Here is a 20,856-nt window from a genome sequence, read left to right on the forward strand (position 1 = left end):
CCTTTGAAAAGAACCGCTGATGTTCCGATTGGTTCCCACGTTTCACCTGTTAAATCAATATCTGCTACAAGTTTATAATGTGCTTCTGGACCCATTCGCACACTGTTTAATTGTGCCTTGGTTTCAATAAGGTAGGGGGACTCTAAGGTTCCGCTACCTATCATATTCTCACTTCCCAAACCTCCACTCACTTCATCAGGTCGTTTAACATGCCTTAAGTAAGGGTAAGATTCGCCTTCATCAATGGTCCATATGGTTTCAAAATCCCAGTTTGAAAATGTAGATTTCACCTGCATTTCACCCGTCTGTCTTGCCACGTCACCTTGATTTTTTGGAACATATCCTGAAGCAGATGCATCATAGTATGTGTTTTTCACAATTACGCCTACTGGAGATGCTATGATTCCGCCATTTTGTCCTGGTCCACTTACACTTCCTACTGAATAGCAATTTTTTATTTTTTGATAATTATTGTTGTAGGCAGAACCTATGAGTCCACCACCGCAGTTTACTGAAGCTGTCACATCGCCATAAGACATACTGTTCTCAATGGATAAATTCCCATTAGAGTAGGAATATCCAATCAAGCCACCTACGACCTGCTTGCCTGTCACATTGCCTGTTGCATAACATTCACGGATAATCATGCCAAATTCGGATCCTACAAGACCACCAACGTAACTATTTATTGCACTTACATTCCCTGTGCTGTAGCTCTTCTCGATAATGCCTTGGTTAATTACATTGCCAATCAAACCGCCTGCAGTGTCCTGTGAGACTATGTCTACTATATCCGAATGACACTCACTTACTATCCCAGCCGACTGTAAACCGATTAAACCACCTACTATTGAGCCACCTGTTACTTGACCTGTACCAATAACCGAACAATTAGAAACTGTTGTTCTTTCACTGATTCCAATCAATGCTCCAGTATATCTGGTTCCAATAGCTGTGACATCTGGATTTTCAAGGCAAATCCTTTTAATGGTTGCATCCTGTGTATATCCAAATAACCCCGAAAAATCTAGTGTGCGAGTAATCTTCAGATTTATAATTTTATGACCATCACCATCTAAAGAACCCTTGAAAGGAACCTTATCCGTTCCTATCGGTTCCCAGATTTCATCTGTTAAATCAATATCTGCTACTAGTTTATAGTGGGCTTCTGGACCCATTCGCATTCTGTTTAATTGTGCCTTGGTTTCAATAAGGTAAGGAGACTCTAAGGTTCCGTTACCTGTCATCTCATCACTTCCCATGCTCCCACTCGCTTCATCAGGACGTTTAACATGCCTTAAGTAAGGATAGGATTCACCTTCTTCTATGGTCCATATGTTTTCAAAATCCCAATTTACAAATGTGGATTTCACTTGCATTTCACCAGTCTGTTTTGCCACGTCACCTTGATTTTTTGGAACATACCCTGACGCAGACGCATCATAGTATGTGTTTTTCACAATTACGCCTACTGGAGATGCTATGATTCCGCCATTTTGTCCTGGTCCACTTACACTTCCTACTGAATAGCAATTTTTTATTTTTTGATAGTTATTGTTGTAGGCAGAACCTATGAGTCCACCACCGCAGTTTACTGAAGCTGTCACATCGCCATAAGACATACTGTTCTCAATGGATAAATTCCCATTAGAGTAGGAATATCCAATCAAGCCACCTACGACCTGCTTGCCTGTCACATTGCCTGTTGCATAACATTCACGGATAATCATGCCAAATTCGGATCCTACAAGACCACCAACGTAACTATTTATTGCACTTACATTCCCTGTACTGTAGCTCTTCTCGATAATGCCTTGGTTAATTACATTGCCAATCAAACCGCCTGCAGTGTCCTGTGAGACTATGTCTACTATATCCGAATGACACTCACTTACTATCCCAGCCGACTGTAAACCGATTAAACCACCTACTATTGAGCCACCTGTTACTTGACCTGTACCAATAACCGAACAATTAGAAACTGTTGTTCTTTCACTGATTCCAATCAATGCTCCAGTATATCTGGTTCCAATAGCTGTGACATCTGGATTTTCAAGGCAAATCCTTTTAATGGTTGCATCCTGTGTATATCCAAATAACCCCGAAAAATCTAGTGTGCGATTAATCTTCAGATTTATAATTTTATGACCATCACCATCTAAAGAACCCTTGAAAGGAACCTTATCGGTTCCTATCGGTTCCCAGATTTCACCTGTTAAATCAATATCTGCTACAAGTTTATAGTGGGCTAACATATCATTTTTAATATTTTTCAAATCCTCTTTTGTATGAATCAGATAAGGATCTAACTCTGTTCCGCTCCCACCTGAGCTAACAAAAGTTACATTCAAATAGTCTGACCATAAACTCATTTTCTCACCTTTTATAGCTCGAACTCTGTACTGATGTTGAGAATCTACTTCTAGCGATTCGTGTACATAAGAATTCTCGAGTCCACAGTTAATGACAACACCATCACATTCCAGTTCGTATTGGGTTGCATCTTCAACAGCTGACCAAGTAAGTAAAATATCTTCTGTTTTCATTACACACTTTAAGTCTTTGGGTATAGGAATCACTTCTACGGCTGTTGCAAATTTTACAAGCTCACTCCAAGGGCTTCCTCCACCTTCGTTAATCGCTCTTACTCGATATTGATGTTCTGTTCCCAAGTCTAGGGAGTCATGAATATAAAACAAATCTGTGATATGACTCACTACGTCACCATCACACTCAAGTTCGTAATAGTCTGCTCCTTCGATTATATCCCAACTTAATTTTATAGATGTTTCGTTAATGTAAGTTGATTTAAATTGCGGTATTTCAGGCAATGCTTTCCGGGTACTAACAAAGATTTTATCACTCCATCTACTTGCATCCGATTCATTGATTGATCGAATACGGTAATAGTAAGATGTATCATATCCAAGATTCAGATGCTGATATGTTGAGATCTGTCCAACTTGTATGATGGAGCCATTTAGATCAATTTCGTAACCAGTTGCTTCCACAACTTCACTCCAAGTTAATGTCACAATGCAATCGTCAGATTCTTGACCATTAAAACTTGTAGGTAAAGCTAAGCCTTCACTAACGTCAGCATTACCTGGTACTGGTAAATTCAAAAGATAAGGATATGATCCGTCTTTTACATGCCATATCGTTTTGTCCCAATTTGAAAAGGTTGACGCTTGTTTCATTAGCTCCGTGGTTCTTGCTTGTCCTGTTGGAACAATACACCCCGCTTTATCGGAATCGAAATAACTTAAATACGCATTTAAATAGCTATTATTTTGAACAATTCCACCATTATTTGTCACACCATTGCTATCACCACCAAAGTACGAATAATAAATATAATTTCCACTAGACTTTGTTTGACTCAATTGTCCTATTAATCCAAATGATTTTCCAATTGGCGCCTTTAAAGTGCTTAATGAATATGAATTCATAATTGGCACTGAGGAATAAGTATTCTGGATACTTAGAACACCAATAAGCCCACCTGTCCAACCATTTGATGTGACAGTATTGTTACAATAAGATTCATTTATCTTGCCTTGACCAGAACTAATATAAAATGCCCCTACAAAACCACCTGCATAGTTGCTTGTCGCTTCAACATCCCCCAAGCAATAAGAACGATTAATGGTTGTACCGCTAGCATTTCCAACCAGTCCACCGACATAGTTAGTCCCTTTTACTTCTATTTTGCTTGATGAACTTTCAATGGCACTATTTGATGCGGCTCCAATTAAGCCACCAACAGAATTTGTCCCTAATACGCTTCCTATACCTTCAACCAAACAATTGGTAATATTGGCATTATTCAAATTGCCAGCTAATGCTCCCACATTTGATTGACCTTCAATGTTGGCATTTTCAACTGTCAGATTCTTAATTGTTCCACCGTTTATGTAGCCAAACAAGCCTACATACGTCATCGCCTGTTGAGATATTTTTAAGTTTCTTAAAGTCTTTCCCTTCCCGTCAAAAGTACCTCTAAACGGTATAGCGCTAGTCCCTATTGGCTCCCATTCTGAATTTTCCATGTCAATATCATTCGCAAGTACATAGTATGCATTTGTATCATATTTAACTTGTCTTAAGTCAGATAATGTCTTAATTTGATAGGGGTTTGCCTCAGTACCAGATCCATTTAAGGCAGAACTAGTGTCTGGGACAATATACTGATTCTCTGGTTTATCAACCGAATTTAAGTACGGATAGGATGAACCAGAGTCAATTGACCATACATTTGTAAAATCCCAATTTGTAAATGTACTTTGTTGCAACATGCCTGTTGTTGGCTTATTTGTTGCATGGTTTGAGTATTTTGGAGCTGTTTCAGATTTTAAGACATCATAATAGCAATTTATAGCTTTAGAGTAAGCTATGTTAAACTTACCACCAAATCCACCTTTACTATCACCCGTCGCACTTATCGCACCAGCTGAATAGCATCTAATAAACTGCCCTGAGACGCTTCCACTCGACTCTGTACCAAAGAAACCGCCAACCTCATCTTCACCCTCTACAGTTACAATGGCGAAACTATCACTGATATAATCATCTAAACTGCTAGACCAACTTCCATATCCGATAAAACCACCGACAGATTGCTTGCCTGTCACCTTACCTGTTGCATAGCAACGTTCAACTCTATAGCTTCCATTAAAGCCTGAGAATTGACCGATAAAACCACCAACACGCTGACTTATACCTGTCACTTCACCATCGAACCATGAGTCTGATATTTTTGAACTCACATAGCCTGCAAATCCTCCTACATTGCTCTCACCATTTACAATTCCTGTATAAGAGGAATTTTCTACATAACCTTTGTATAAGCGCCCTACAACGCCACCAACATTACTCGTCCCTGACACTTGACCATTTTTCACATGGCAATTTTCAATTAATTTATTTTCCTCAGTTGCATATCCTACAATAGCGCCCACGTACGTGTCACCTGATACATCGGCGTTTTCAATTGTCAAGTTCTTAACTGATCCACCACCTATGTAGCCAAACAAGCCTACATACGTCATCGCTGCTTGAGATATTTTTAGGTTTCTTAAAATCTTTCCATTTCCATTAAAAGTACCTCTAAAAGGTATAATACTAGTCCCAATAGGCTCCCATTCTGAATTTTCCATATCTATGTCATTCACAAGTACATAGTATGCACTTACATCGTATTTAACTTGTCTTAAGTCTGAAAGCGTCTTAATTTGATATGGGTTTGCCTCTGTTCCAGATCCATGTAATGCTGAACTTGTATCTGGGACAATAAAGTGATTCTCTGGTTTATCAATCGACTTTAAATACGGATAGGATGAACCCGAATCAATTGACCATACACTTGTAAAATCCCAATTTGTAAATGTGCTTTGCTCCACCATCCCAGTTGTTAACTTATTCATTGCATGGTTTGAGTATCTTGGAGCTGTTCCAGATTTTAAGACATCATAATAGCAATTTATGGCTTTAGAGTAAGTTATGTTAAACTTTCCACCAAATCCACCTTTATTATCACCCGTCGCACTTATCGCACCAGCTGAATAGCATCTAACAAACTGCCCTGAGACGCTTCCACTCGTCTCAGTACCAAAGAAACCGCCAACTTCATCTTCACCCTCTACAGTTACAATGGCGAAACTATCACTGATATAATCATCTAAACTGCTAGACCAACTTCCATATCCGATAAAACCACCGACAGATTGCTTGCCTGTCACCTTACCTGTTGCATAGCAACGTTCAACTCTATAGCTTCCATTAAAGCCTGAGAATTGACCGATAAAACCACCAACACGCTGACTTATACCTGTCACTTCACCATCGAACCATGAGTCTGATATTTTTGAACTCACATAGCCTGCAAATCCCCCTACATTGCTCTCACCATTTACAATTCCTGTATAAGAGGAATTTTCTACATAACCTTTGTATAAGCGCCCTACAACGCCACCAACATTACTCATCCCTGACACTTGACCATTTTTCACATGGCAATTTTCAATTAATTTATTTTCCTCAGTTGCATATCCTACAATAGCGCCCACGTATGTGTCACCTGATACATCGGCGTTTTCAATTGTCAAGTTCTTAACTGATCCACCACCTATGTAGCCAAACAAGCCTACATACGTCATCGCTTGTTGAGATATTTTTAGGTTTCTTAAAATCTTTCCATTTCCATTAAAAGTACCTCTAAAAGGTAATTCAACTGTCCCGATAGGTTCCCAGTCAATACCATTTAAATCAATGTCTGACAGTAACAAATAGTCCCCTGACAAATCATTTTTTATGTTGATTAAATCCTGTAGACTTCGAACTAAATATGGATCATCAACTGTCCCTGTACCACTGTATTCAACATATGTCATCACAAGTTCATCTGACCACAAACTTTTAGTCACATCATTTTTTGCTTGAACTTTGATTTTGTATTCCGTTCCATTAACCCCTTCAGCAAAGGTATACGCTATCTGATCTAAAACTACTTGGTTGCCATTTATTTCCAAAACATAGGCAGTCGCTTTTTCAACAGCGTCCCAACTAATAGAAATTCCTTCTTTAACTGACTCCGTTTTCAAATTAGTTGGAATACCTAAAGGCTCTGCTTCACAGGTTACTTTTAGTACATCGCTCCAATCACTGTCACCCTCGGTCGTTTTAGCACGCACTTGATAGGTGTGTTCTGAAATTGATTCTAAATTTGTATGATTAAAATACGTGTTTGAACCCACGTTTTGTAACTCTCCGTCAACTAATACTTCGTAAGAAGTTGCATTGACAACGGTTCCCCACGTGAGTTTGATGATATTATCTTGGACTTTATATGTAACACTTTCCAAACCGTTTAAGAGCTTTGTAGTTACCGACAATGTATCAGACCAATCTGATGCTTTAGAATCGTTTAAGGCTCTGACTCGATATTTATACGTCTGGTTTGGTTCAAGGCCTGTATGAGTATAACCTGCGTTCTGCACCACTATAATCTGAGAACCATTAATCTCAACCTCATATTGTATTGCTCTTTCAACTACATCCCATTGAATTTCAATCTGATTATTTGATGCTCTTTTTTCTAAAAGTATAGGGACATCCAAAGGACTGTCAGCAAGGTCCAAAGTCAAAGTATCTGACCACTCTCCACTGCTCTCTGCATTTTTGCCTCGTACTTTGATTTCGTAAATACTTACGCCATCTTCTACAGGATATTGCAGTGATGTCAACTCAACATTCTCTCCCACGATGACACCATTAACACTCACCGAGTAAGTTTCTGCATTTTCAACAGAATCCCATTTTATTGAAATGATGCTTTCTTCGAATACTGCTGAAGTGATATTTACCTTTGAAACAATGCCTCTTTTAGTAAAAACACTTATCAGCTCACTCCACGACCCAATTTCTGTCTCATTTTCACCTCTAATCCGAAACTCATATTTAGCATTTGGGGTTAAGCCATCTGCTGTAAAGGTGGGTGACGTTACTTTATTAGAATCATCCCCATTGACTTCAATGCGATATTGCGTTGCATTTTCTACTGTATCCCAACTTAATTGAATTTGTTGATCAGTAGCTGTGCTTTGAAGATTAATTACTTGAGCTACATCTGCAAAACTCACTGATAACATTGATACAATAATGATCCAAACAAGCATTATTTTTAAGCTTTTGTTTTTGATAACCATTTTTTTCTCCTTTCAGTTTTAGCATATTCATCATTATTTTTTATTTGAATAATAAATTCGCCCGACTATGCATAGGTATATTTTTTTGTTTTGCATAATTTTTAAAGCGTAATTCTTATTATTTCACAATTTTGTTTTTAGTCGAATCATCTTTTCACTTTATTTTACTTAAGCTTCTTTTCGCGTCACAAAAGAGCCCCTATTCAGAAGAATTGAGGTCAATAAATTACTTACTCAGATTTCCCATCTTAAATCGATTAACAAAACCTTGATAGAAGAAACTTGTTCATTGATTAATTATAATAATTTATAGTTGAAACTATAGCCTGTATGCCATTATAAAATTTGAATCTAGTTACTATGTAAATAAGTAATGGTTCATAAGTAATCCATGTACTCATAACATCAAAATCTTCCATGTTACTTCGCTTTAAATACTTTATATAAAGACAAAAGTCACTTTTGTTTTTGAATGTTTCTTCATTTCCACGCTTGAACTTGTTAGTTATTTTGAAATTATTCATTATAATCACTCTTGAAAACAGTTAAATATACATTTAGAAACTAAGCAATATTACTTCTATCTAAAATAAACCATAAATAGAATTTTAATTATAAATGTTTTTTTAATACAATAATCAGAAATACTTATATTATTATTATTGTATTAAGTATAATATATACTAACATAAATTGTAAATGATTAAAATGGGGAAAAATTACTATTTTACAGTTTTAATACTATTAACCCAGTCATATGTAAGTTCCGTTCAATTAACCATATTTCTTGATGCCTCCAATATTTTTTAATGACATTATAATATTTATAAACTAAATTTTGATTATTAATTCTTTTTATTTAACATTAAGTCTCCCACAACCAAATTTTTTCATGCATTAACTAAAGCTTTATATCAATTCAAAAAAATGAAATAAAACGGTATGCATCATGCAAAATCATTTTATTTCATACTGTGTCGGTTATTTTAAGATGCCGTTTTTATCGCCATTCCATAGTTTCATGATCATCGTTATGGCTTGTTCTTTTGTAACAGAATTACTTGGAGATAACAAACCATTGGTGCCGCTGATGATGCCATTATTCACACAGAAAACAGTTCCTTGAATCGCCCATTTTTCGACTTGATTCCAATCCTTGAATTTTAAATTAGCTGATGCAAGATTAAACGATTGATTAGAAAGCTTCTGCGCTACTTTAAGCATAACACTACAATACTGCTGTCTAGTAATTTCACCATAAGGATTAAACTCTCCATTACCACTTCCAGACATTACACCTAAAGATGCCGCTTTAAAAACGGCTTCATCCGTTGTGTCTTTAAAGTTAACACCCTTCATCACGGTTACTTTCCCGCGTTTGGATTCAATCATCTTAACGACAAGTTCACAGACTTCTGCTCGTGTGATATTGTTCTGATAATCTTCTAAAAGATCGTTGTTCACAAGTTTATCATTGATTGCCTGTGCGATAGACTCTTTTGCCCATGGTGAAGTTCCCATCAAGATGACATCTTGAATCGGCTTAAAGTCATTGGTTAATTGAAAACCATCGCCTATTTTGATTCTCAATTTACAGTCTGCTCTACCACCCATCCCATCAAGCGCCATAATAGGGATATAAGCGTCTTTGCCTAATAAATCTTGATAATAAAATACGTTGTCTACAAGAAATCCTTTGCCAAAAGTATATTCTAATACTGATTGTTCTGAATCCCAAAACAACTCGGACATATCAATTGCAATTGTCTGGTGTGGCATAATTGATATGGTGACATCTTCTAAGGATCTAGGTGCAGTGTTATTATTAGCTACCAATTTCCCGTTATATACTTCAATCACTAAAAAGGATTTTTCTATTGGTATTATTTCGTACTGTTCTTCTAGTTCAAAAACGACTTCATAACTGCCATTTGGAACCTTACTTAAGTCGTAGTTATGTGTTGTGGTGTATATATCAAGTCCTTGAGGATTCACACCACTTTGTCTACCTGTTAGTGTGATTTTATTGCCCGTCTTGGTATTTATAAGGATCATACTAGGAATCATATAATTAACTTTTCCATTGGTTTCTTCTAGTAGCATCTCTACGATATTACCCCTATCATCGGTCCATGTATGATGAAAGGTGTTGTCATTATCTATATTTGACCAAACCATATCTTTTAATTCATTCTCAAGTTTAATTGTAAAATTAGTATCCTCATGTGAATTGATGTCATTTCTATATCTGTAAATCACTCTGTCTTTATTATTTAACTCATAGATAGTGGTGCCTCTTACATTATAAAACCCTTTAGGAAGTACCCCATCGAAATCCATGCTAAATTTGTAATAATCCTTTAATTTCTTCTTTTGATAATCATATAAACTTAGCGAAGAAAACAAAGCTTTTTCATCATGATCATACTTAAAATAGCTCAAATTGTCAGATGAAATAATTTGATCTGACTGAAGCTGTGTAATACTATCACTATATATCGCAAAACTATCTATAGAATTCCATGGTTCGTCCAATCTCTCTATGACTTGTTCGAATTTTATATTGACGCCAAAATCAGCTTGATCATGATAAATTGCCTCAAGATATTTGTCTTCACCTTCTTTATCTAATTCATATAGCTCAGTATAAGCAACCTCGCTGAAGTCATAGTAGTCCCAGCGCACAATACTCATGTCATTATATCTAAAGGTGGATAATGGTAAGTCGACACTACAATAATATGAACCCATATAAGGTGAGTCCATCACAAATTCAGTTTTCTGACACTCAGTAGGCTCAATTAAATAATCCCCACCTGTATATAGCCCTCTAAAATACAGAGGCATCATTTCTAAATTGTGATTAAAGATGAAATAGTGATACAATTTTTTATCAGCTTCACTGGAAAAATCGATATTTCTATTAATGGTGCCCCCTCCAAAGATAAAGCCACTTTCTTCTGCATAGATTCCAGCTGTATAATTGTATATTAAAGAATCAATACTGTCCCTGACACTACTATCCGAGCTTCTATTATCGCCATAAAGGTCATATAACTTTATCCTTACGTTGTATTTCGGGATATTAAAGGAATGTTCAAATGCTGTCATTTGAGTGCCATCACTTAAAGTTACTTTTACTTTTAACGTATGTGCTCCAACACTTTTGCTCCTAATGTTTATAGGTGCACTATAAATCCCATTTTTATTGGTACTCGTATAGACTGAGCTGTCATCTACTAGAAATTCAACTGATTTGACTTTTGATCCCACATAGTAGTTCAGTGGCATATCGTATTTGAATTCCATATTTGATGTGGTTTCAGTATAGCCAATGAGATAAAATTCATCGTTGCTTTTATAATTTTCATAGTTGATTTCACCGTTACCAAAGGCGATATCTTTGCCTTTTGCACCTAGGTCTTTTGTGTTTGCCAGCAAAAGATTTTCAACATCGGCAAGTTTCATACCTTTATGATCTAGCCAAAGCATCGCAGCAGTTGCTGCTACAAACGGTGAAGCCATAGATGTACCGGATAAAGCTTCAGCACTTTCATCTGGAAAAGCACTTACGATTTTCTCACCAGGTGCACATATATCAACCGCATCGCCAAAGTTTGAATAATAAAGCAATGAACCTGTATTGTTTGTTGCACCTACAGTGATGACTTCTTTGAAAGCAGCTGGATAATCGTGTTTGACATCATGTGCATCGTTTCCTGCTGCAGCGATAACGATAACGCCGTTGTTACGTGCATACTGAATCCCTTTTTCTAAATAACTGGTTTTGCCATAGCCACCCAGTGATAAATTGATGACTTTTGCGCCATTTTTAACGGCATAATAAATACCACTTACAACTGATGAATCAAGTGCACCATCTTCGCCAAAGACATCGATAGGCATGATTTTAACATTGTCAGATGTTGAAAGCGCTATGATACCAGCAACATGTGTCCCGTGACCATCATCGTCTGTTACCGTATGATCATCTTCAAGGACATCGTATCCCTGAACTAAACGATCCTTAAAAATCGGGTGATCTTGGTCAATACCAGTATCCACTACGGCAACGATGATTTCTTGGCCATTGTCCTGTACAGCCTCTTTTAATCGCGTCAGCCCTAAAACTTCAGCAACTTCATCTGCTGGTCTATAAGCGATATCATTTTCAAAATCAGACGCATTCAGGTGTCTCAATATATCTTTTTCTAAATAAGTAGCGACACCTTGTTTTCCGTTTAACGTGTAGACTACTTCAATTTCGCCTTCTGAAGACATTTCAAATGAGTTTATCGCCTCACTTGAAATACTTATAGGTTGGTTACTTGAATCGTTTAATACATCTACGAGCACACGGTCGTTTTCTGACGCCGTTAGTGGATCAGATGTAGACACTACCTTAAGCTGATTTTGGGGTTGAGTATCGTTTTGAATATCATTTTGATTAACATTTTGAGTCGCGGTTTTACTTTCAAAATGATTAGCAGGTTGAGTGCCTAAACGGGTATTGGTTCTAACTATCTCATTTTCTATAATACTTGGTTGAAAACTATGTATCATTGATGTCTCATTATATTCAGTGCCTGTACTTAAAGCGTATGCCGGAACTTGCGTTACCACCATTACAAAACTTAAAAGCAAACTCGATATCACCTTAGCTTTATTCAATTTCATCTTACCCTCATGTATCTAATTATTTTGATATAATTTTATCAATATTCTATATATACCATTTTCTAACAACCCATGCAATACTTTGAATTCTTAGAATTTCATTAAAAAAACTCCGCAATTTAGCGGAGTTTTCATATTGATTTATATATTTAACTATTGCTCTATATTTTTAATTTATGATGAAATTTAAAGCGATCAAATCATCGCCTTAAGCTTAGCAAGATCATGGATCAAGATCTTTTTAGCCCCTAAAAGCTTAATCAATCCCATCTCATCAAAAAGTTGGAGCTTACGGGACATGGTTTCTCTAGCGATGCCTGCGTAGCTACCCATCTCTTCACGGCTAATGGTGAGGTCCAGCATGATACCACCTTCTGGTGCAGCCGAACCAAAATCAGATGCAAGGTCGATGAGTAATCCTATGACTTTGGCGTCTGGTGTACTACTAGATAGGCGTTCCACGAGGCTTTCAGCCTTAATGATGCGCTCGTATGCTTTTTCGAATATCTTTAGCGTGATCTCTGGATTGCTGATCATCACTTTATCGAAGGCACTTTTTTCAAGTGTGCTTATCTGTGTATTTTCAAGTGCTACTGCACTAAAATCAAACTCGTCTGCTTTTAGTAAGTTGAAAGCCCCTATAAAGTCACCCTCTGATAGGATGTACAAGATCTGTTCTTTACCTTCTAACAGGTTTTTGAAGATCTTGATTTTTCCGGAGCAGATGATGTAGAGTTTATTGGCACGTTCACCTTGCGAAAACACCACATCACCCTTTTTATAGACATGTGAAGAAACCCCTTCTGAGATCTTTTCAACTTCAACTTCGTCTAGACCTGACAGTAAGGGGATATTGTTGATGCATAATAATTTACCACATTTGATACATTGCTCATGGTTACACTTTGATGAAATGATAAGATCACCTTCCTACGCTGTCTTTGACAACGCGCTTTTTTTTAGAGCCTGAAGTTTCTCGTTGATTTCCTTTTCAAACACTGCCGCAAGGTCTTGGTTCATCGCTGGTACAGTCTCAAGTTGATACGGAATGTTTAATTGAGAATATTTTTCAGTTCCAGCTTTATGATACGGCAAAATGTCTATTTTATCAACATTTTTTTGGATTGGTGCTATCATTTGTAAAATTTCATCCATGACCTTTTGATCATCTGAAAGCCCCGGCACCATCACGTGTCTGATGGTGACAGTACCGCTGAAGCCTTCAAGTGCATGTAAAAAGTTCTTGATGCCGCCCATATCTAAACCCGTCAATGTTTGATGTACATCGTTTCTGGTGTGCTTGATGTCAAGTAAGATATGATCTGTATATTTAAAGATTTCCTCATAGTAGGTCATCTGCCCGTAGCCCGACGTATCGATACATGTAGCGATGCCTTTCTCTTTTAATGCTTTTAAAGCTTCTAGTATAAATGCACTTTGCATCAGGGGTTCGCCACCTGAGAAGGTGACACCTCCGCCAGTTGCATCATAGTAAGATTTGTAGCGAAGTGCCGTAGCTACGATTTCTTCCGCTGTGATCTCAGCCAAGCCACTGAAACTTTGAGAATCGGGATTATGGCAATACTGACATCTCAAAGGACACCCTTGGAAGAAGAATACGGTTCTAATTCCAGGACCATCTACGAGTCCCATGGTTTCTATAGAATGTAACTTTCCTTTTAATACTGACATATTGCCACGCTCCTTTCACAAAGAATTACACGCGTTCATGGAACGTACGCATGATGACTTCTTCCTTTTGTTCTCTTGTTAATCTGTTAAAGTGAACCGCATAACCTGATACGCGAATCGTAAGTGTTGGATACTTCGCTGGGTTTTCCATGGCATCTACCAGTAGTGCTCTTGAGAGTACGTTGACGTTAAGGTGGAAAGCACCTTTTGCAAAGTAGCCATCAAGTAATCCAGATAGGTTAACCAGTCTATCGTTTTCAGCACGGCCAAGTGCAGTTGGTACGATAGAAAACGTATTGGAGATTCCATCTTGGCATACATCTTCAAATGGAATTTTTGCCACTGAGTTAAGTGATGCCAGTGCACCCATCTTATCGCGTCCGTGCATTGGATTTGCACCTGGTGCAAATGCTTCGCCTTTTGCTCTACCATCTGGCGTAGCACCTGTTTTTTTACCATATACGACATTTGATGTGATGGTTAACACAGATAAAGTTTGCTGAGAATCTCTATAAGTTTCATGTTTTTTAAGCTCTGCCATAAAGAATTTAACTGCATCACTTGCAAGCGTATCCACTCTGTCATCATCATTTCCAAACATCGGGAATTCACCTTCGATGTTAAAGTCAATCGCGATGCCAGCCTCATCTCTCACTGGTGTTACTTTTGCATATTTGATGGCACTTAGTGAATCTGCTACGATAGAAAGTCCAGCTACACCAAATGCCATGATGCGATGTACTTCAGAGTCATGAAGCGCCATCTGACCTTTTTCATAAGCGTATTTGTCGTGCATGTAGTGGATGGTATTCATTGTGTTCACATAAAGCTCTGCAAGCTCTGCCATCACTTTTTCAAATCTAGGTAAGACTTCTTCATACTTGAGCACTTCACCAGCAGCGCCTGCCTCTGGAAGTTTCGGGATATCTCTGATGACCTTTATTAAGCTACCATCTTTGTTTCTTTTAAACTCATCTTGTCCTTCGTTGATGGCATAAAGTAAAGCCTTAGCAAGGTTTGATCTTGCGCCAAAGAACTGCATGTCTTTACCGATACGCATCGGAGAAACACAGCATGCGATACCATAATCGTCGCCGTAGATTGGACGCATCAAATCATCATTTTCATATTGAATCGCACCTGTTTCTATAGACATCTTAGAACAGTAGCGTTTGAAATTCGTCGGAAGTGCCTCTGACCATAGTACAGTCATGTTTGGTTCTGGTGCTGGATCAAGGTTTGTAAGTGTGTGCAAGAAACGATAAGCAGTCTTTGTTACCAACGATCTGCCGTCTTCACCGATACCACCGATAGATTCCGTCACCCACGTTGGATCACCTGCAAACAATACGTTATAGTCTGGTGTCCTAAGGTGGCGAACCATTCTGAGTTTGATTACGAGTTGGTCGATGAGTTCTTGGGCTGTTTCTTCTGTTAGAAGTCCTGCCTCGATATCGCGCTCTATATAAATATCTAAAAACGCAGTATTGCGTCCTAGAGACATTGCAGCACCGTTGTTTTCTTTAACTGCAGCCAAATAGCCATAGTAGAAAAATTGAACGGCTTCTCTTGCATCTTTAGCAGGTTTTGAGATGTCATCACCATAGCTTTTTGCCATAGCTGTGATTTCTTTAAGTGCTGCGATCTGCATAGAGATCTCTTCTCTCAGTCTGATATAGTATTCATTTGCAACTTTTGATTCTAATGCTTTTAAGTCTTTTTTCTTTTCAGCTATGAGGTAATCTGTTCCATAAAGTGAGATTCTTCTGTAATCACCGATGATTCTACCTCTACCGTAAGCATCGGGAAGACCAGTCATCAAACCCACAGTTCTAGCTGTTTTCATATCTGTGGTATAAGCATCAAATACACCAGCATTATGTGTCTTTCTATAAGCTTGGAAGTCATCAGCCATTTCATCTGATATGGTATAGCCGTAAGCCTCTAAAGAGTTTTCAAGCATTCTGAAACCACCGTAAGGGTTCATGATGCGTTTAAGAGGTGCATCCGTTTGAAAACCCACGATGACTTCATCTTCCTTACTGATATAACCAGGATCAAAGGCGTCGATCGCTGAAAATACTTTCGTTTCAATATCGATAATTCCCTTTTCAATCTCTTCTTCTATCAAAGATTTGGCTTTATCCCAAATCGTCTCTGTCTTTTTACTCATCCCTACCAAAAAACTGTCGTCGCCTTCATAGGGTTTATAATTTTTCTGAATAAAATCTCTAACATCTATCGCTTCATTCCATGTCCCTTTAATGAAATCTTTTTTCATATCAATTTCCTCCTTAATAGAGTGTTTCTTTATCGTTTATCTCTCTTTGTATACAAAATACTTATTCTTTGTACTCATTATAACTTAGGTTTCAATACCGTTATGTGACCAGACGCACATTTTTAGAAAAAGTATTGAAATTTATGTTAAAGTTTGTTAATTAATATAAACCTAACATGGCCATAATATGAACTTCACACATATGGTTTATCCTGTATACAAAGAACAACAGCTTTTACATGAAGCGAACTAAAATGATACACATCATAATTGGTGAATCTCAGGAGGAACCTATGCACACAATCAAACAACTATTGATACAAAATGATAGACTAATCTATCTTAAACTAAATTCGAGCTCCAAAAATCCATGGTTTGCAAGAATCATGCGATTGGTTACACATCTGGGCGACACAGAGACTGCTATTTTCTTTTCATTACTTGCTCTGATCCTAGACCAGATGTTTTTCATACCCGTGGGAAAGACGATGCTACTTACTCTGATCATCTCTCAAATTCTTGTACAATCCATTAAAAGGATCGTCAATCGCCCACGTCCTTATAAAAGTATCTCCATCGCCAATGTAACGCAGCCCCCGGCATGCCAGTATTCGTTCCCATCAGGACATACTGCGTGTGCCTTTACCATAGCCTTATCGTATGCCGCTAGCATCCCTTCGCTCACTCTTCCACTAATGGTCATCGCCTTTTTCGTTGGATTATCCAGGATCATACTTGGATTCCATTATCCGACCGATGTCCTCATCGGGATGCTATTGGCATACCTCTCCCATCAAATAGCTATACTCCTTCTTCTCCCTTAGTTGCTTTATATGCCCCTTATATAGCCTTGGGAAAATAAAAAGTGCCAAACACATCCTGCGTGTCTGGCACTTCACTTTTTTTGTATCTTATTCTATATCTTTAAGTTTGCTTCTTTCTATTCCACATCTACAGGTTTGGTTTGCTTCATCGCCTTCTTAAGTGCGTTTTGAGCAAGCCATTCCTTAACAATTAACTCATTAATCAAAAGTACTGTAACTACCGTGATGATAATTGCAAATGGAAGTCCTGTGGTGATTACAGCTGCTTGCAATATAGAAAGTGCTTGCTTCCCACCGATGATCAGTAGTACTGCTGCTATAAAACCTTCCATAAGTGCCCAGAAAACTCTCTGGCCAACTGGTGATTTTAGCTTTCCACCACTTGCTAAACTATCAACTACCAGTGAACCTGAATCACTTGAAGTAACAAAGAAAGTGATAACTAAGAAAACTGCTAGCGCATTTACAATTACTTTAAGTACATCTACGAAAAATGGTGCATCTATCAGTTGAACCATCTCAAAGAGTGCAATCGATAAGTTACTATTCACCGCTTCAGTTACCGCACCTGCTGTCGCTGCATCTATATTAAGCGCTGTTGAGCCAAAGACACCCAGCCATACGATTGATAGTAAAGTAGGTACAACTAAGACAGCTGTTATAAATTCTCTAATTGTTCTACCTCTAGAGATCTTTGCGATAAACATCCCAACAAATGGGCTCCATGAAATCCACCATGCCCAGTAAAAGATCGTCCAACCTTGAGACCAACCGGCATCAAGTGAATTCACGTTTAATGAAGCGTTTACAAAACCTTTAATATACAGACCTGTAGACATAAAAATGTCTTTAAATATCGTAAAGGTAGGTCCCACTAAAAGCACGATCATCATCAAAACAAAAGCAGCTTTGATGTTGAGTTCACTTAAGAATTTAACCCCTTTATCAATTCCTGATACTACAGATGCTGTTGCGATCAAAGTAATCACTGCAATGAGAGCAACTTGCATCAATATATTGTTTGGTAGTCCAAATATATGAGTTAATCCACTGTTGATTTGCTGTACACCGAGCCCAAGTGAAGTGGCAAGTCCTGCAAGTGCTGCAAGTACAGCCAATGTATCGATGATGTCTCCTAGAAGGCCAAATATTTTTTCTTTAAAAATCGGATAAAAAAACGATCTCGGTGAAAGTGGTAATTTTTTGTTAAATGTAAAATAAGCAAGTGCCAACGAGATAATACCATATATCGCCCAAGGATGAATCCCCCAGTGGAAAAATGTCGTTGCAAGTGCTGTATATCTTGATGTTGAACTTGCAAATATCGGTGAGCCTACTTGATGGTAAATCGGCTCTCCAACTGACCAAAACATAAGTCCAATTCCCATACCAGCAGACATTAGCATGGCATACCATGAAAATGTTGAGAATTCAGGCTTGGCATCATCTCCACCAAGTCGGATCTTTCCTGATTTCATCACTGCAAGTAAAATTAACGCTACAATGAACAAATTGGCCGAAAAAATAAACACTGTGTCAAAACGCTCAATAATCATTGCTTTAAAAGCAGTTAATTGTTCCGAGGCTTTGTCCAGGTTTAAAAATGCATACGCTGAAAATGCAATAAGTAAGAGTGCAGATAGTCCGGATACAGTCAAGTTTAGATCAAGTCCAAACTTAGTAAAGTTCCTGTCATGCAGCTCCTTCTTCAGTTTTATAATCTTTTTACTCATGTGTTACTTCCTCCCTTTATTTCACGCTATTTTCAAATTACAAGTAGTCTTTATTGCCTATCTTATGCTAATCGTTATGCGCTGTTGTGTAATTAACCAAATAAAAAGGCACTCTAACCCTTCTATTTAGAAGAGTTAGAGTGCCTAAGTTTCACCATTTTCATGATTCACATTATACCATCATCGATAGTATAGCGCATTTCCTTGTGAGTACCTGCGCAGACCCCAGTTCTTTTACGAATTTTTCAACACCCATTTCTTTTTTGTGAACAGCTTACTAAAACCTACGGTGAAAAAATACACTTCACTGCATACTCTAGCTCGAAATTCAAATACTCTAAGCATTTACTTCATTTGTATCTATTACGTTTTTTACATTTTTCGATTATAGCATATTTTTTTTCATGTTGCAAAGGGTATTCTATTGAGCTTATATCGCCAGCGTCTGAATCCACTGTGAAATCTCTTTTACAGCAGGCTTAAGTTCTTCAGTTACGTTAATTGCCTCCATCGCTGATTGGATTTCTTGAGTCTCGAAACGTTTCCCTACGAATATCCCACTCATGGCTTCGATCAGGTCGGTGTTCATAGCATCGGAATAAACTTCACAAGCTTCAACCACTGCGCCTTTCAGTTTAAAACTAAGCACCAACTCACCCCAAGTAAATTTCTCCTCGAAAGTGACATCAAAGTTAGGTGTTTTCCCAAATCGCCATTCCCAAGATGCATAATGCTCATAACGCGCAGCTGCATTTTCAGGAGGGTTTTCATCTGAGATGTAGAAAACGTCTTCAGCTTTACCATATTCGAACTCAAAAGCTTCTCCAACAGCGGTCATCATACCTTGTATAGTGATCTCCGGGTTAAGTTCTTTGAGGTTAATCACTCTTGATTTAACAGATTCTACTCCTTTTGCACTGAGCTTTTTCATAGAGACGTTGAGGTATTTACCAAGTTTGCTCATATCCACATCCACCAAGATCGTCCCGTGGTGGTAATAATTATCTTTTCCATAATAAAAGGCATTGCCTGAGAACTTTCTGCCTTCTGCTAATATATCGTTTCTTCCAGAAAACTCTGCTTCAATCCCCAGTGCTTTCACACCTTCTACGATGACTTTGAGTTGTCTGTGTAGGTCTTCATGTTTTTTGTTCATGACAAAGGTAAAGTTGAGGTTGCCAAGGTCATGATACACAGCACCACCACCTGAAAGTCGTCTCGCAAGTTTCCCTTCATCGCCTTCAAGTTCTGATACAAGTACCTCTCTCCAAGGATTTTGATGTTTCCCGATGACGACAGTATGCTGATTTTGCCAAAGGTAAAGGTAAACCTCATCTTCAGCAACTTCGCCAACCAGTTGTTCCTCATATGCTAAGTTAAACCACGGATTAGTTGATTTTGAGATAAACAGCTTTGTTTTAATAGACATAACAGCCTCCTATTCCAGCCACAATCGGCAACAACTTATATCAAGTATAATAAGTTAAATTTACGAATTTCTCTCGTTATAGTTAGATAAACTTCGAACGTACTACCACCATTCTATCAGCACTGATAACAGCAATCAAGTGATAATTTCTTAAAATTCTGATTTATTTAAACTTCACTATAATCCCTTTATTGTACTGACCTATCTCTGTGAAGACACGCTCTAGCTTATCAGCGTAACTCCCCAGTAATAGCTTTGCTTTTAACCAATCCATCACTACGATTTCGGTGGCCTCACTTCTCACCGAGAGTTCATCCCATAGCGCATCGAGATTCCCACCATAATGTTCTGAAAGACTTAGTTCTTCTTTTAGGGCGATATGCAAAGCCTCTACCGAGCTAAATTTTGTGCCTTCAAGTGTATATGTTTTCATGTCATCCTCCTTGTATAATGAACACATAGTTTAGAGCTATGTGTTCTGTTTTTACTTATAATAGTGATAGACGTTGCGGAT

At 37.9% G+C, this 20,856-nt stretch carries 10 protein-coding genes; 1 reads left to right on the plus strand and 9 read right to left on the minus strand.

All coding sequences use genetic code 11. The features are described 5' to 3' along the window. From QE109_RS17270 to QE109_RS17295, 6 genes are all read right to left on the minus strand, one after another. A partial coding sequence (locus QE109_RS17270) for a fibronectin type III domain-containing protein (RefSeq protein WP_281095798.1) occupies window positions 1–7,706 on the minus strand: 7,706 nt, incomplete at its 3' end. A 981-nt stretch (window positions 7,707–8,687) separates the two neighbouring features. Next, window positions 8,688–12,383, minus strand: a complete 3,696-nt coding sequence (locus QE109_RS17275) for a S8 family serine peptidase (RefSeq protein ID WP_281095799.1) — start codon at window positions 12,381–12,383, stop codon at window positions 8,688–8,690. Window positions 12,384–12,578: 195 nt separating this feature from the next. Continuing rightward, complete coding sequence (locus QE109_RS17280; RefSeq protein WP_342637179.1) at window positions 12,579–13,301, minus strand: Crp/Fnr family transcriptional regulator; 723 nt, start codon at window positions 13,299–13,301, stop codon at window positions 12,579–12,581. A gap of 12 nt (window positions 13,302–13,313) precedes the next feature. Then, a complete protein-coding gene (pflA, locus tag QE109_RS17285; protein WP_281095800.1) occupies window positions 13,314–14,075 on the minus strand; it encodes a pyruvate formate-lyase-activating protein in 762 nt (253 codons plus the stop codon). Between the two features lie 25 nt (window positions 14,076–14,100). After that, entirely contained in the window at window positions 14,101–16,356 is a 2,256-nt protein-coding gene (pflB, locus tag QE109_RS17290; protein ID WP_281095801.1) for a formate C-acetyltransferase, read from the minus strand. A 337-nt stretch (window positions 16,357–16,693) separates the two neighbouring features. Further along, a complete protein-coding gene (locus tag QE109_RS17295; RefSeq protein ID WP_281095802.1) occupies window positions 16,694–16,864 on the minus strand; it encodes a hypothetical protein in 171 nt (56 codons plus the stop codon). On the opposite strand from QE109_RS17295, the gene QE109_RS17775 reads away from it, so the two are divergent. Further along, a complete protein-coding gene (locus tag QE109_RS17775; RefSeq protein ID WP_425365124.1) occupies window positions 16,845–17,180 on the plus strand; it encodes a phosphatase PAP2 family protein in 336 nt (111 codons plus the stop codon). The genes QE109_RS17295 and QE109_RS17775 overlap by 20 nt on opposite strands. Before the next feature lie 116 nt (window positions 17,181–17,296). On the opposite strand, the gene QE109_RS17305 is transcribed toward QE109_RS17775, so the two are convergent. The 3 genes from QE109_RS17305 to QE109_RS17315 form a co-directional block, all read right to left on the minus strand. After that, complete coding sequence (locus tag QE109_RS17305; protein ID WP_281095804.1) at window positions 17,297–18,913, minus strand: BCCT family transporter; 1,617 nt, start codon at window positions 18,911–18,913, stop codon at window positions 17,297–17,299. Window positions 18,914–19,343: 430 nt separating this feature from the next. After that, window positions 19,344–20,342: a lipoate--protein ligase gene (locus QE109_RS17310; RefSeq protein WP_281095805.1), complete on the minus strand. Its 999-nt coding sequence runs from the start codon at window positions 20,340–20,342 to the stop codon at window positions 19,344–19,346. Between the two features lie 163 nt (window positions 20,343–20,505). Further along, window positions 20,506–20,775 (minus strand): barstar family protein, encoded by a 270-nt coding sequence (locus QE109_RS17315; RefSeq protein ID WP_281095806.1) that lies wholly within the window; start codon window positions 20,773–20,775, stop codon window positions 20,506–20,508. Window positions 20,776–20,856 lie beyond the last annotated feature (81 nt).

Origin of the sequence: Fusibacter bizertensis (assembly GCF_029914245.1) — a bacterium.
Taxonomy (GTDB): domain Bacteria; phylum Bacillota; class Clostridia; order Peptostreptococcales; family Acidaminobacteraceae; genus Fusibacter_C; species Fusibacter_C bizertensis.

Excerpts from the sequence above, each read along its gene's own strand:
- QE109_RS17275 (WP_281095799.1), bottom strand. The coding sequence starts at position 12,383 with ATGAAATTGAATAAAGCTAAGGTGATATCGAGTTTGCTTTTAAGTTTT.
- pflA (WP_281095800.1), bottom strand. The coding sequence starts at position 14,075 with ATGTCAGTATTAAAAGGAAAGTTACATTCTATAGAAACCATGGGACTC.
- pflB (WP_281095801.1), bottom strand. The coding sequence starts at position 16,356 with ATGAAAAAAGATTTCATTAAAGGGACATGGAATGAAGCGATAGATGTT.
- QE109_RS17775 (WP_425365124.1), top strand. The coding sequence starts at position 16,845 with ATGCTACTTACTCTGATCATCTCTCAAATTCTTGTACAATCCATTAAA.
- QE109_RS17295 (WP_281095802.1), bottom strand. The coding sequence starts at position 16,864 with ATGATCAGAGTAAGTAGCATCGTCTTTCCCACGGGTATGAAAAACATC.
- QE109_RS17305 (WP_281095804.1), bottom strand. The coding sequence starts at position 18,913 with ATGAGTAAAAAGATTATAAAACTGAAGAAGGAGCTGCATGACAGGAAC.
- QE109_RS17310 (WP_281095805.1), bottom strand. The coding sequence starts at position 20,342 with ATGTCTATTAAAACAAAGCTGTTTATCTCAAAATCAACTAATCCGTGG.
- QE109_RS17315 (WP_281095806.1), bottom strand. The coding sequence starts at position 20,775 with ATGAAAACATATACACTTGAAGGCACAAAATTTAGCTCGGTAGAGGCT.